This is a genomic window from Corynebacterium sp. Marseille-P3884 (genome assembly GCF_017942225.1).
Classification (GTDB): Bacteria; Actinomycetota; Actinomycetes; order Mycobacteriales; family Mycobacteriaceae; genus Corynebacterium.
In genome coordinates, this window is record NZ_JAGKSD010000009.1 from 14,679 (window position 1) to 27,359 (window position 12,681).

A 12,681-nucleotide genomic window follows, 5' to 3' on the forward strand; every position below is an offset into this window, starting at 1 on the left:
ACAATTGAGGCGCTGTTTCCTCACTAAATGAAAGGATCTCTCATGTACTGGTGGTTTGACAACATCTTCGATTACGTCGCTTACCGTGGTTCCTCCATCGCGTTCAGCCGCGTGGATCAGTTCCTGTACAACTACGTCAACATGCTGTTCCGTCGCTAAGAACAGCTGAGACGAAAAAGCTCCCCGCCCGCGAAATGTGAACTGCTCCCCATTAGTTGGACTGAGAAATCAGTTACCCGGCTAAGGGGGAGCAGTTTTCATTGAGAGCACGAAGTTCGCTGAGCGAATATCAGTACACCGTCGAGGAGTTCAACCAAGCAATCGACGAGTACATCCAGTGGTACAACACCGAACGCATCCAACAACGACTAAAGGGTCTGACTCCGATGCAAAATCGGAATCAGACCCGTGAAGCCCTCACCGCCTAGAATTAAACCAGTCCAAACCTCGGGGGCTAGTTCAGTTTTTGCGGGTGTAGCGGGTCTACTTCCGTAGACAACGCCCAAACACGCAGGCCACACGGGGCGCAAAACGGCGAAAAATAGCCGAAAAGGGGTGAACGGCGCCGGCAGAAACGGGTCATTCTGCGCTGAACTGCGATAGATTCAGCTCGAAATAGGTGCCGCGGCGGGCAAGGAGTTCCTCGTGGGTTCCTTGCTCGGCGATTGTGCCGTGCTGCATGACGATGATGAGGTCGGCGTCGCGGATCGTCGATAAGCGGTGCGCGATGACGAAGCTGGTGCGGTTGGTGCGCAGCGCGTTCATGGCGTCTTGGACGAGGACTTCGGTGCGGGTGTCCACGGAGCTGGTGGCTTCGTCGAGGATGAGCAGGCCGGGCTGCGACAGGAACGCGCGGGCGATGGTGATGAGCTGGCGTTCGCCGGCGGAAATGGAGCCGCTGTCTTGGTCGATTTCGGTGTCGTACCCGTCGGGGAGGGTGCGCACGAAGCGGTCGACGTAGGTGGCTTGCGCGGCGGCGATGACCTCGTCGTCGGTGGCGTCGAGGCGCCCGTAGCGGATGTTCTCCATGATGGTGCCTTTGAACAGAACGGCATCCTGGAGCACCATGCCGATGCGGGAGCGCAGCTCGGCGCGGGTGAGGTCGCGGATGTCGGTGCCGTCGAGGCGGATGGCGCCGGCGTCGACGTCGTAGAACCGCATGATGAGGTTGACCAGTGTGGTCTTGCCGGCACCGGTCGGTCCGACGATGGCGGCGGTCTGTCCGGGCTCGACGCGCAGGCTGAGGTCCTCGATGAGCGGGGAGTCGGGGGCATACGAGAAGTCGACGTGGTCGAATTCGACGAGGCCGCGCGTTTTCTCGCTTATCGACGACGCCCCAGCCCCCTTATCCTCTTCCTCCTCCTCGGCATCGAGTAGTTCGAAGACGCGCTCGGCGGAGGCGACGCCGGACTGGAGCATCTGCATCATCCCTGCGATCTCGCCGAGCGGCTGGTTCATTTGGCGGGAGTACTGGATGAAGGCGGTGGCGTCGCCGAGGGTGAGCTGGCCGGAGGCGACTTTGAGGCCGCCGAGAACCGCGACGGCCACGTACGACAGGGACCCGATGAACTGCATGATCGGGTGCATCGAGTTGGCCAGGAACTGGGCTTTTTGCGCGGCGGCGGCGAGCTCTTCGTTGCGCTCGTCGAATTCGCGGCGAATCTGTGCGCTGCGGCCGAAGATGGTGGTGACGTCGTGACCGGAGAAGGCTTCTTCGACGTGGCCGTTCAAATCGCCGGTGGCTTTCCACTGGGTGACGAATTGCTTTTGCGAGCGCGTGCCCACCAGCCCGATGACGGCGCCGGTCAGCGGGATCGCGAGCAGCGCGACGAGGGCGAGCTGCCAGGAGATGGCGACCATCATGACGACGATGCCCACCACCGTCAGCAGCGCGTTGAACAGCGATGCGAGGGATTGCTGGAGGGCTTGCTGGATGTTGTCGACGTCGTTGGTGGTGCGGCTCATGACGTCGCCGCGCTGCCGGGAGTCGAAATAGGACAGCGGCAGGCGGTTGATCTTCGCTTCGACGCGTTCTCGCAGATCGAACACGGCGCGCATGGTCAACCGATTCAGGATCGCGCCTTGCGCCCACATCAGCAGGGACGCGAACAGGTAGAGCGCGAGCACCGTGACGATGAGGTCGCGGAGCCGGTCGAAGTCGATGCCCTGGCCGGGGTTCAAGTCCATCGCCTCAGCCATGTCGGCGAAGCGGTCCTGGCCGGCGGCGCGCAGGCCCTCGACGGCCTGTTCCTTCGTCGTGCCCTCCGGCAGCTGCCGGGAGATGACGCCGGAGAAAATCACGTCCATCGCGTGCCCCATCACGCGCGGCGCCCACACCGCTAGGACGACGGACGCGGCGTTCATGAGGAAGACAAAGGTCAGCGCGATTTTGTATGGCGCGAGCAGTCCGAGCAGGCGTTTCGCGGACGGCCAGAAGTGTTTGGCTTTGCGGGGGGCTTTGTTGGAGTAGTCGTCGCCGGCCATGGATTCTTCGTAGGCGGCGAGTTGGTCGTCGGTAAGCTGCTCGTTCATGCGGTCACCTGCTTCTGGCTCGCGTCGATCTCGCGGTAGGTCGTGCTGGTGCGCAGCAGTTCGTCGTGGGTTCCGCGTGCGACGATTTCGCCGGCTTCCATCACGAGAATCTGGTCCGCACCGCTTATCGACGCCACCCTCTGCGCCACCACCAGCACGGTTTTTCCGTCGGTGTAGCTGGTCATGGCGTTCTGGAGCTTCGTTTCGGTGACGGCGTCGAGGGCGGAAAACGAGTCGTCGAACAGGTAGATATCGGGTGCGGCGATGAGCATGCGCGCGATGCACAACCGCTGGCGCTGCCCGCCTGAGACATTGGTGCCGCCCTGGGCGATCGGCATGTCCAGGTCATCGACGAAGTGCGCCTGGGCGGTGCGCAGGGCTTCCCACATCTCGTCGTCGGTGGCGTCCGGTTTGCCCACGCGGAGGTTGGAGGCGACGGTGCCGCGGTAGAGCCACGGCTTCTGCGGGACCATGCCCACCTTGCCGCCCACGCTCACCTGGCCGGAGGTGGGGTAGTAGAGCTGCGGGATGAGCCCCATGAGCGTCGACTTCCCTGAGCCTGTCGAGCCGGTGACCGCCGTGACGGTGCCGGGCCGCGCTGTTAAGTCGACATCTTTGAGCACGGGTTCTTCGGCGCCGGGGTAGCGGTAGGTGACGCCGCGGAATTCGACGACACCGGGTTCTACCGCGGGTGCGTCCGCCTGTTGTGCTGGCGGGACGGTGTGCTCGTAGTGCAGCACCTCCGCGATACGGCGGCCGCAGACAATGGCGCGCGGCAGCATCATGAGCATGAACACGCCCATCATCACCGCCATGAGGATCTGCATGAGGTACTGCATGAATGCGGTGAGCGAACCGACCTCGACGAGCCCCTGATCCACACGGTGGCCGCCGAACCAGAGGACCGCCGCGGTGGCGAGGTTCAGGATCAGCATGATGACGGGGAACATGGTGACGAAGACCCGGCCGATATTCAGGCTCAGCTTCGTCAACGCGGTGTTGGCGTCGGTGAAGCGCTTCGTCTCGAAATCCTCGCGGCCGAAGGCGCGGACGACGCGGATACCGGCGATCTGCTCGCGCAGCAGCCCGTTAATGGCGTCGAGTTTTTGCTGCATTTTCCGGAACAGCGGCATGAGCAGCGCCGCGATGACCGCGACGACGATGGCGAGCACCGCAACAGCCACGATGACCAGCCACGACATGCCCGCGTCCTGGCGCAGCGCCATGATCACGCCACCGACCGCCATGATCGGGGCGGTAACCATGAAATTGAAGAACAGCAGGGTGGTCATCTGCACCTGCTGCACGTCGTTCGTCGCTCGGGTGGTCAGCGTCGCCGCGCCGAAGTGCGACATGTCTTCGGAGGTGAAGCGGCTGACATTGTCGTAGACGGCCCGGCGGATATCGCGGCCGGTGCGCATTGCCGCCGCTGAGGCGAACCACACCGCAGCCACAGCCGCGGCGACCTGCACCATCGAGACAGCCAGCATGACCAGGCCGGTGCGCCGGATATATGCCACATCGGCCTGCGCGACACCGTTATTGATGATGTCCGCGTTCAAATCCGGCAGGTACAAGGTGGCCAGAGTCGACAGAAGTTGCAGCACGACCACCGCGGCGATCAACCCCGCGTACGGCCTGCTGAACCTCCCGGTCAGGCGGATGAGATCCACGAGTTGCCCCTCTCTTTTAGACAGGGGCAATACTAAACCTTGCGGTGAGAATTTCACCGTCCGGTGCTGCTACCTCGGCGAACAGGCGTGGAGCAGACTTGCTCGTAGTGGTCCGGCAGGCCGTTCTTGCCGTAGGACAGGCGGCGATGGAGCCACTCGAAAGGGCCAGGTTTGCCTGCCTTCTCCAAGGCCCACGCACCAGCGACCGTAGCCAGCCAGACGAGCAGCGCCCACCCGAGCTTGCCCGCAATGGTGGCATCCCGCGTGACCCACCAGAACGCGGGCTGTGTGGTCAGCATGAACAGGATCGTTTGCCCCAGGTAGCCGCTCATGGATCTCTTTCCGAGCGCGATGAACGGTTCGAGGGCGGGAGGAAGCGCGCCCCCGGCGTCGATACGCGCCTGCAGAGGCTGGCACGCAAGGGCGATCGCGGCGAGAATGCCGGGCCCCGTGAGCAGCCCGAGCAATTCGTTCGCATCGGTGAGACCGGCTGCCCAGCCGGGGCCGAGAACGCCGATCTCCGCGAAGCCCCACGGGATCCCGATGGCAGGAATGAGCACTGCTGCAAGGAGCGCCCATGCGCGAAACATCGTGCGGTTCGCAGGCAGATCGCCGAAGACTTTTCGGCGGCCCCAGATGAAGCCGACGATGACGAGTGGCAAGAAAGACATCATCTCAATCGCGGCAAGCGCGGGGTACATCATGACAATGGAGATGCCGTTCGACATGCGCTCACCGAGATCGGTGATCCGGGCGGGTTCTCCGCCGACAGGTTCCTGCGATGCGCCGAACGCGGCGATAATGCCGGGGGTGCGGGCCACTGCTTGGACGGTGAACACCGCGCCCGCGAGAATATAGAGTGCGCGGTCACTCCATCCAATGACAAGACACAGCAGCAATGCCGCGATGCCGTAGGCGGTCATGATGTCGTTGGTGAAAAACAGAGTCTTGTGGATGAGCCCAAAGAGAAACAGGAATCCGTAGCGGCGTGCCAGTACCTTGCGGCGTGCCCGCAATGGGTACCCGCGCCGGGCCAGGCTGGCAAAGATCATGCCCACTCCGACACCGAGCAAGGTGGCGAACATGGGCAGCCCGCGCACGTGCACGAAAAGCGTCTCGAAAAAGACCAGCGTCTTTTCGAGCACGGTCCCGGCACCGTTGTAGCCGCCGAGGCCTGCGGCGTGGTCGACTCCTTCCGCCGGATCCCAGTCCGTGACCATATTGGCCATCGCGATACCGACGAGGGCGAGCCCCCGAGCCAGGTCAGGGGCGATGAAACGTCGACGGGAAGCGGTGAATGCTCCAGCCATTCTTACTTCACCGCCCGTCGATGCGCGGTGGCGTAGGCCACCGCAGCGAGAGCAGCAACCCAGATCACGAGCGTGATCGCACCTGTAGTACCGTTAGTGACCGCTCCGCCAGGCAGAATGTTGAGAATCGCGTTCGCCCACGGCTGGTTGACTGCCCCGAGAGCGGTCTCCACGATCCACGACTCGACGACCCACACGAAAAAGGAGGCTGTGCCGGAACCGAGAGCCACTGCGGACAGCGCCGCGAGTAGCGGGTAGACGATCCAGAGCTTTGCTTGGGCCAGGACCATCGACGTGCTCTCTGCTCCCATTGCGGCGATCCCGTCGACGAACATGTGCGAGCCGCCGATTCCGATGCCCGACGCGATGAACGCGGTCAGAGTGCACGCGAGGGCGGCCACTCCCACGCGGCATGCGAGTTCTTTGCCACGGTGGTTCGAAGCGAGGTAGGCATACCCGATCGTGCCTCGCGAATGTGCGCCACCGGCGGGAAACGCACCGGCGGCGAGAGCGACAGGAAGCATGAAGCTCGCCGGGATAAGCAGCATTGCCGGGTCAATGGTGTTTGTGCCGTTTGGGCCGAGCAGCGCGGCAACCATGATCGGCCCGGCGATCAGTGCCGCAGCAATGAATGCGAGAAGAAGGCCGGTGGAAGGGCGGGAAAAGATCTCGCGGCATGTAGCTTTCAGTGTGTTCATCGGTTCGTCTCCTTTGCGCGGTGGTTGGTGGAATCGAGGAAGACATCTTCCAGGCTGCGTCTCGTTTCTTGGAGCGAGTACACGGTCACGCCCGCGCGTTGGGCGGTCTCGCCGACATCGCGCGGCGTGGCGTTGTCGACGATGACGGTCTCGCCGACAATCTGGCCTCCCGTGGCTTGTGCGAGCCGCGCCGGGTCGCTGCAGAGCGCTTCAACGCGGTGTGATCCGAGGAAGTCGTCGAGATCTCCTTCGCCGACGAGGGATCCGTTGTCGATGACGACGAGACGGTCGGCAGTCAGCTGCATTTCGCTCATCAGGTGCGAGGAAACTACGACTGCCCGGCCGTCGGCTGCCATCTGCCGGATACGTCCGCGCATCCAGGCCACGCCCTGGGGGTCGAGTCCGTTGACTGGCTCGTCGAGGATGACGTTCGCTGGGTCCCCGATCAAGGCGGAGGCGACTCCAAGGCGTTGGCGCATGCCGAGGGAGTAATTTTTCACCTTCCGGGTCGCCGCGTTGGTGAGGCCGAACGCCTCCAAGGACTCGTCGGCGAGGGACGCGGGAACACCCGCGTAGTCGGCCACCATTTTCAGGTGAGCGCGGCCCGTCATGTGCGGCGCGATCCATTCCGGGTTGAGTAGTGCACCGACGGATCGGGCGGGATGGGGGAGGGAGCGGAAAGGGGTGCCGTCGATAAGCGCTGTGCCCTCGTCGGGCGATTCAAGCCCGACGACCATGCGCAATGTCGTGGACTTCCCGGACCCATTCGGGCCGAGGAAGCCTGTGACTGCGCCATCGGGGGCGGTGAAACTGAGAGCGTCGACAGCCGTCGAGCGCGAATACCGTTTTGTCAAACTTTGAACGTTGATCATGGTTTCGATATTCGCGCTGCCGAGCGGGGAAAACGTCGGTCTGCGGGTGTATATCCGGGCGTACACCTCAGGGTGTACGCGGCATGCCTAGTGGCCGAGCAATTCGCTCGTGCCCACCACACCAGCGCGGAAGGCGAAGAGAACAGCGTGCACGCGGTCGCGTGAATCCGTTTTGAACAGGATGCGGTGCACGTGCGTTTTCACGGTGGCGGGAGAGAGCGTCTCCGCTGCGGCGATCTCCTCGTTGGAGTAGCCGAGCGCAACAAGCCGGAGAATTTCGACCTCGCGGGGTGTTAGCTGCTCGAGCATCGTCTCATTGCGCATGGCCTCTTGCTGCTCAGGTGCGTGCGCCGCTCCGATGACGTACTTGGTCACCTTGGGGGCGAGCACCGCGTCGCCGCCGTGAACGGTTCGGATCGCTTCGAGCAGCTCGTCAGGGTCGGCGTCTTTGAGCAAGAAGCCGGACGCGCCAGCTTCGAGGGCACCGAGAACGAGATCGCGGTCGTCGAAGGTGGTCAACATGATCACTCGGGTATGGGGCTGTTCCTCCAGTAACGAGCTGCAGGCGGTGATGCCGTCGGTGCCAGGCATTCGGATGTCCAGCAGCACGATGTCGGCGGTGCTCTGCCCGAGCACACCCGTTCCATCGTTGGCCTGCCACACCACTTCCATGTCGGGCTGGGAGTTGACCAGCATGGAAAAACCGGCGCGAACAAGGGGTTGATCGTCGACAAGCGCAACGGTGATCATCGCGGAACCTCCACTTCAAGGACGAACGATCCGTCCGAATCAGCAATACGCACCCTGCCGCCGTGCGCGGCTACCCGCTCGCGGATGCCGACCAACCCGAACCCGTCGCTTTCTTGCTTGCTTATCGACGCCGGGTTCGCAGCCACGACCACCACCTCTTTCGCATTCGTCGAAAAAACGATTGAGCCTGTTTGCTCCGACGCATGGCGCAGCATGTTCGTCACCATCTCTTGGCAAATGCGGTAGAGGGTGAACTGAGTGAGGGCAGGCAGATCCTCCGGAAGCGTGTCGAAGCCGTCCACTGCGAGGTCGAGCCCCCGGGCCCGGGCATCGGCGAACAAGTCTTCGAAATCGCGCCGTCCGGGCGTCGCGCCCGCGGGGTGGCTAGAATCCTCCTCGCGTAACACGCTAAGCAAGCCGCGCATTTGGGAGAGGGCAGTGCGGGATTCCTCGCTGATTGTTTCGAGTGCTTCTTGTGCTTCGGCGGGGTTGGAGGCGGCAGCGTACCGGGCGCCGTCGGCAAGCGCGGTGATGCCCGCGAGTGAATGAGCGACAATGTCGTGCATTTCCCGAGCGATTTGGGTCCGCTCACGGACGTGGGCGAACTCGATCCGCTGTTTGAGCTCGTCAATGCGGTCGCGGCGCTGGCGAATTTGGGTACCGAGAAGGAAGAAAAACCCCAGCACGAGCCACGCGACGACAATAGATGCCACGGCACTGAGCAGAGAGCGGGTGGCAGGAAGCGCGTTGAGGTCCAGCGCCTCGTGCCAGTGCATGAGCTGCTCTGCCGCCGTGATGCCGAGAATCCACGCCGCAGTCCACGGCCGGAGTCGCGGCGGCAAACGATACGAGGTCACGAATGCCGCCAGACAGACCGGTACTGTCCAATACAAAGGCACGCTCAGAGAGGGAATAGCCAACGACAGCGTGGCGCATCCAGCGACTGCAATCACCGACCACAGCGGCCGATCCCGATACAGCACGCACCCCACCCCGCACACGACGAGGAGAACCGTGCCCGCCGCGACCGCTGGGGCGGGCACCGCGTCACCGTGCGACTGCACCGTAATCCAGTCGAAACAGAAAAATACCGTAATCAGGGCAATTGCAAGCCATGCAAAGATGCGCCGCGAATCCCCCGCGCGTGTGCTTCCTGCTGCTCGAACCATGGGGACAACAATAGGTCCCCGACGGAATAGTCGGCAGCGCCCGCGCAATCCCCAGCAAGGACCTCCGTGAGGCGGACGAGATCGATCCTGCGGCGGGTGGGAGTGGCCGCGGCCCACGCAGGTCTGTACCGCCCGCTCCCAATTCATGAAAATCCCCTCGCTGTAGACGGCGACGGAGACAGCCTACAGCGGGGGGATGGGGGCGTCGATAAGCGTGCGTTTAGCCCTGCCAGCGATCGTCCGGGCCGGTCGTGCGGTCGGCGTAACGCTTCTGCGCGTTGCCGTAATCCTCCTCCGGCAGCTGGTAGAAGAACACGCGCGGCATGACGGCCTCCGAATGCTCGAGGTACGTCGTGACGAACTTATCCACGTCCTCCCGCTCCGTCGAGGCCTTGTTCACGTAAATGAACAGCGGACGCGACAGCGGGTAATTGCCGCTCTTCGTCTCCTCCGAACTCGGGGCGATGCCGTCGACATTGACGTTGTCGATGAACTTCTGGTGCTCGTCCTCGGTGGCGAGGTAGTTGCCGATGCCCATGAACGACAGCGCGTTCGGATCTTCGGCGACCCACGCGGACAGCTCCTCGACGTCGTCCGTGGCCTCGTAATCGTCGCGGATCTCGTCGCCGTCCAGGACAAGGTCCTTGAACACGTCGAGCGTGCCCGAACCCTCCGGGCGGCCGTACAGCTTGATCTCCTCATCCGGCCACGACGGGTCGATGTCCGACCACTTGGACACCGGGGAATCCTTCGACCAGATATCGTGCAGCTGCTGCGTGGTGAGGTCCGCCGCGAAATCGTTGTCGCGGTGCTTGACGATCGTGATCGCGTCCAAACCGATCGGCAGCTCGATGAATTCGACGTCGTTGTCGCCGCACTGCTTCTGGTAATCGTCCGAAATCGTCACCGACGCGTCGTTGATGTCCGCCTCGCCGTTGCAGAACTTCTCGAAACCGTCCGTCGAACCGATCGCCTCGACATTGACATCGAAATCGTAGCGGTTCGCCATGTAGGACGTGATCGGCTCAACCGTTGCCGAACCCGTCACCTGGATCGCGTCCTCGCCCGGCGTGTTATCTGACGAGCAGGCGGATGCGAAAACCGTGACCGCCGCCAGCGCGGACGCGACTAGTGCCTTACGTGTCTTAGCCATTCTGCTTGCCCTCCTGCATCTCGGCACGGAACTCGCGGAGCAGGCGGAAGAGGTTCTTCCACGAACCCTTCGAATTCGTCCAGTACTTCGCGAAATTCTCGTCCAGCTCCGCCTGCTGCTCTGGCGTGACGTTGGGGTTGATCTTCTTGTGCTTGCGGGCGGGCTTAGTGCCTTCCGCCGCGACGACGGTCGTATCGCCGCCCTCGGTCGGTTCGATCACTGTTTCGCTGGCAGCTGCCTCGTGGTCGGCGGCCAAGCTCGCCTTGTTGCGGCCGCGGGCGTTGAGCTCGACGCGCAGCTCGTCAGCGGTTTCCTCGAGCTCAGCGAGCAGCGCCTCCAGAGCCTCATCCGGAGCCTCGCTCCTGATGAGATCCTGGGCCATTGGGGACAGGTCAGGGGTCTCGTTCGGGTTCGTCATGAGAGGGGGCTCCTTACATCAAGGTGTTGGAAATGAACACTGCGAGCAGCGGGATGGCGAAGAAGACGCCACCGATATAGAGGAAGACGTACAGTTTGTTCTTCTCAGCCAGGGACGCCAGCCAGTCAGAGCACTTCGGCGGCAGGTCGCGCAGGAACGGAATGCTCAGAATGAGGATGGCGGAGAACAGGTTGAACAGGGTGTGCACCAGCGCACCGGCCATCGCGGCATCGGCCTCAGTGCCAGACGCGGAGAACGCCGCGATCAGGCCGGTGACGGTGGTACCGATATTCGCACCGACCACGAACGGGAACAGAGTGCGGACCTTGAACTTGCCGGACGCGGCAAGCGGAACCGTCAGGGCGGTGGTGGTGGACGAGGACTGGACCAGGGTGGTGATCAGCGCACCGGAAAGAACGCCGAAGAAAGCGTTTTTGCCCAGGGCGGCGTAGAGGATGTCCTGCGCCTTGCCCACCAGCAGGGCGTTGAGGATCTTGCCGATGAAGCTGATGGACAGCAGGACCAAAGCGACGCCGACGATGGCGAGGATGATGCCGCCCCAGACGTCGCCAAGCGGCTCGACGAGGCTGCTAGCCAGCTCGACGAGCGGCTCGGTGATCATGTCGATGAAGTCGCCGAGCGATTCGAAGACACCCGAGATGACACCGGAACCCGAGCCCGACAGGGACGGCGCAATGGTCGTAGCGGTCTTGCCCAGGAAGCCGGTGAGCATCTCCAGCGTGAAGAAGATGCAGATGGCGATCAGGTTGAAGAAGTCGTGGACCGTCGCCATGGAGAAACCGTTGTGGAACTGCTTCCGGTTGCCCGCCAAGCCCAAGGCCACCAGGGTCGAGGTGACCGAGGTGCCCATATTGGCGCCGAAGAGCATCGGAATGGCGATATCCAGCGGCAGGCCGCCGGCGATCATGCCCACCACGATAGAAGTCGTGGTGGAAGACGACTGGATGATCGCCGTGGTGACGATACCGATGGCCAGGCCCACAAACGGGTTCTCGGCGAAGGAGAACAGTTCCTTGGCCTGATCGCCAGCAGCCATCTTGAAGCCGTCGCCGATCATGCCCACACCGTTGAGCAGCAGCCAGATGCCGAGGAAAACGGCGATCCAGTTGACGACCTGCTTCGCGGTGCCCTCCAAGGGGAGGAAGCTCAGGGGGTCACTCTCTTGGGCATCATCGTCGAGGTCTACGTCGGAGTCATTCTTGCCGGCCTTGCCGGCCTTGTTCTCAACATCGATCGGTTCAGAATCGACCACTTCACGGTCGACAACGCGCACATCTGCCTCATCGGACAGGTCGTGCTCACCGGCGATATTGCGTGGAAGTCCCTTATCGCTCATGAGTTCTCTCTTCTTATGTCTCGGGAAACATAGGCGCGTCGAAGGTTACTCACAGGTTGTTGCCAGTGGGTTAACGGACGTTTAACGGGCCACGAAAGAATTGATGGACGCCGTTGTTGCCCGCTGTTTGTGGGCAAAAGTCACGGAACGGCCGGGACCGCGCGCCCGCACGCAATGAGGGTCCGCCACCGCGCGACGGTGACCACTGTGTCGGCCGCGAAGGCGCGGGACGCCCATGCTGGACGGTGCCAGCCGGTCCAGGTGGTGAAGGGGATGGAGCGGGACTCGAGAAGCGTGACGATTGCGCCGGGTGCGTCCACGGCGGCCGGTTCGGTCACCACTGGAGTGCGGCTGAGCGGCAAGCTGCTGTGAGCTCGCAGGAATTCATAGGAGGATGTCGCTTCCGGGCTGTTTCCCACAATGACGAGGCTGGCGGTGTCGGCGGCAACGACCACGGTGTCGTAATACTGAGTCAGTTCGCCGACGGTGACGGCGGTGTCAGCCGAGCCGACCTGGACGTTTCCAAAAAGGCGAAGGCGGGGGACAAGGGTGGTGCCTTCGGCCGGGGCGCGGTGCGTGGAGCCGAAACGGATCAGGCATGTCGGGGCGGGGGCCGGGCTGAAGAGGTCGACGAAATAGTCGCCCATGCAGATGAGAAGGTCCGAGGTCGAGGTGGCTGCGGGGCCGTGGCCGATGACGGCGACACGGTGAGCGGCGGGGCCAGCAGCGTGATCATGCGTCATCGCGCT

12 protein-coding genes and 1 pseudogene are annotated in these 12,681 nt (G+C 63.0%); 2 read left to right on the forward strand and 11 right to left on the reverse strand.

From position 1 onward, the window contains the following. Positions 1–27 precede the first annotated feature (27 nt). Both J5Y21_RS11790 and J5Y21_RS06905 read left to right on the forward strand, forming a co-directional pair. Complete coding sequence (locus J5Y21_RS11790; protein ID WP_282597872.1) at positions 28–159, forward strand: hypothetical protein; 132 nt, start codon at positions 28–30, stop codon at positions 157–159. A gap of 140 nt (positions 160–299) precedes the next feature. Next, positions 300–428, forward strand: a pseudogene (locus J5Y21_RS06905) (IS3 family transposase); the annotation flags it as partial. Between the two features lie 151 nt (positions 429–579). Here the strand turns inward: J5Y21_RS06905 and J5Y21_RS06910 are convergent. The 11 genes from J5Y21_RS06910 to J5Y21_RS06960 all read right to left on the reverse strand — a co-directional run bounded on the left by J5Y21_RS06910 (position 580) and on the right by J5Y21_RS06960 (position 12,675). Next, the gene (locus J5Y21_RS06910; RefSeq protein ID WP_210573958.1) at positions 580–2,532 is read right to left on the reverse strand and encodes an ABC transporter ATP-binding protein; all 1,953 of its coding nucleotides are present in this window, start codon (positions 2,530–2,532) and stop codon (positions 580–582) included. After that, a complete protein-coding gene (locus tag J5Y21_RS06915) occupies positions 2,529–4,205 on the reverse strand; it encodes an ABC transporter ATP-binding protein (protein ID WP_210573960.1) in 1,677 nt (558 codons plus the stop codon). Before J5Y21_RS06915 ends, J5Y21_RS06910 begins: the two co-directional genes overlap by 4 nt. 53 nt (positions 4,206–4,258) lie before the next feature. Then, the gene (locus tag J5Y21_RS06920) at positions 4,259–5,515 is read right to left on the reverse strand and encodes a DUF418 domain-containing protein (protein ID WP_210573962.1); all 1,257 of its coding nucleotides are present in this window, start codon (positions 5,513–5,515) and stop codon (positions 4,259–4,261) included. Between the two features lie 2 nt (positions 5,516–5,517). Then, positions 5,518–6,213, reverse strand: a complete 696-nt coding sequence (locus J5Y21_RS06925) for a hypothetical protein (protein ID WP_210573964.1) — start codon at positions 6,211–6,213, stop codon at positions 5,518–5,520. Beyond that, on the reverse strand, positions 6,210–7,085 hold the full coding sequence (locus J5Y21_RS06930) for an ATP-binding cassette domain-containing protein (protein ID WP_210573966.1): 876 nt from the start codon (positions 7,083–7,085) through the stop codon (positions 6,210–6,212). Before J5Y21_RS06930 ends, J5Y21_RS06925 begins: the two co-directional genes overlap by 4 nt. Before the next feature lie 87 nt (positions 7,086–7,172). Beyond that, on the reverse strand, positions 7,173–7,835 hold the full coding sequence (locus tag J5Y21_RS06935) for a response regulator transcription factor (protein ID WP_210573967.1): 663 nt from the start codon (positions 7,833–7,835) through the stop codon (positions 7,173–7,175). Next, positions 7,832–8,899: a histidine kinase gene (locus J5Y21_RS11695; protein ID WP_210573968.1), complete on the reverse strand. Its 1,068-nt coding sequence runs from the start codon at positions 8,897–8,899 to the stop codon at positions 7,832–7,834. The genes J5Y21_RS06935 and J5Y21_RS11695 overlap by 4 nt, the downstream gene beginning before the upstream one ends. Before the next feature lie 325 nt (positions 8,900–9,224). Next, positions 9,225–10,157: a substrate-binding domain-containing protein gene (locus tag J5Y21_RS06945; RefSeq protein WP_210573969.1), complete on the reverse strand. Its 933-nt coding sequence runs from the start codon at positions 10,155–10,157 to the stop codon at positions 9,225–9,227. Further along, the gene (locus tag J5Y21_RS06950) at positions 10,150–10,575 is read right to left on the reverse strand and encodes a hypothetical protein (protein ID WP_210573970.1); all 426 of its coding nucleotides are present in this window, start codon (positions 10,573–10,575) and stop codon (positions 10,150–10,152) included. Before J5Y21_RS06950 ends, J5Y21_RS06945 begins: the two co-directional genes overlap by 8 nt. Before the next feature lie 13 nt (positions 10,576–10,588). Beyond that, positions 10,589–11,932 (reverse strand): Na/Pi symporter, encoded by a 1,344-nt coding sequence (locus tag J5Y21_RS06955; RefSeq protein WP_210573971.1) that lies wholly within the window; start codon positions 11,930–11,932, stop codon positions 10,589–10,591. A 140-nt stretch (positions 11,933–12,072) separates the two neighbouring features. Then, positions 12,073–12,675 (reverse strand): hypothetical protein, encoded by a 603-nt coding sequence (locus J5Y21_RS06960; protein WP_210573972.1) that lies wholly within the window; start codon positions 12,673–12,675, stop codon positions 12,073–12,075. Positions 12,676–12,681: the final 6 nt, after the last annotated feature.

Coding starts and splice junctions, on each gene's coding strand:
- J5Y21_RS11790 (WP_282597872.1), top strand. CDS start 28: ATGAAAGGATCTCTCATGTACTGGTGGTTTGACAACATCTTCGATTAC.
- J5Y21_RS06945 (WP_210573969.1), bottom strand. CDS start 10,157: ATGGCTAAGACACGTAAGGCACTAGTCGCGTCCGCGCTGGCGGCGGTC.
- J5Y21_RS06930 (WP_210573966.1), bottom strand. CDS start 7,085: ATGATCAACGTTCAAAGTTTGACAAAACGGTATTCGCGCTCGACGGCT.
- J5Y21_RS06950 (WP_210573970.1), bottom strand. CDS start 10,575: ATGACGAACCCGAACGAGACCCCTGACCTGTCCCCAATGGCCCAGGAT.
- J5Y21_RS06925 (WP_210573964.1), bottom strand. CDS start 6,213: ATGAACACACTGAAAGCTACATGCCGCGAGATCTTTTCCCGCCCTTCC.
- J5Y21_RS06910 (WP_210573958.1), bottom strand. CDS start 2,532: ATGAACGAGCAGCTTACCGACGACCAACTCGCCGCCTACGAAGAATCC.
- J5Y21_RS06960 (WP_210573972.1), bottom strand. CDS start 12,675: ATGACGCATGATCACGCTGCTGGCCCCGCCGCTCACCGTGTCGCCGTC.
- J5Y21_RS06920 (WP_210573962.1), bottom strand. CDS start 5,515: ATGGCTGGAGCATTCACCGCTTCCCGTCGACGTTTCATCGCCCCTGAC.
- J5Y21_RS06935 (WP_210573967.1), bottom strand. CDS start 7,835: ATGATCACCGTTGCGCTTGTCGACGATCAACCCCTTGTTCGCGCCGGT.
- J5Y21_RS06955 (WP_210573971.1), bottom strand. CDS start 11,932: ATGAGCGATAAGGGACTTCCACGCAATATCGCCGGTGAGCACGACCTG.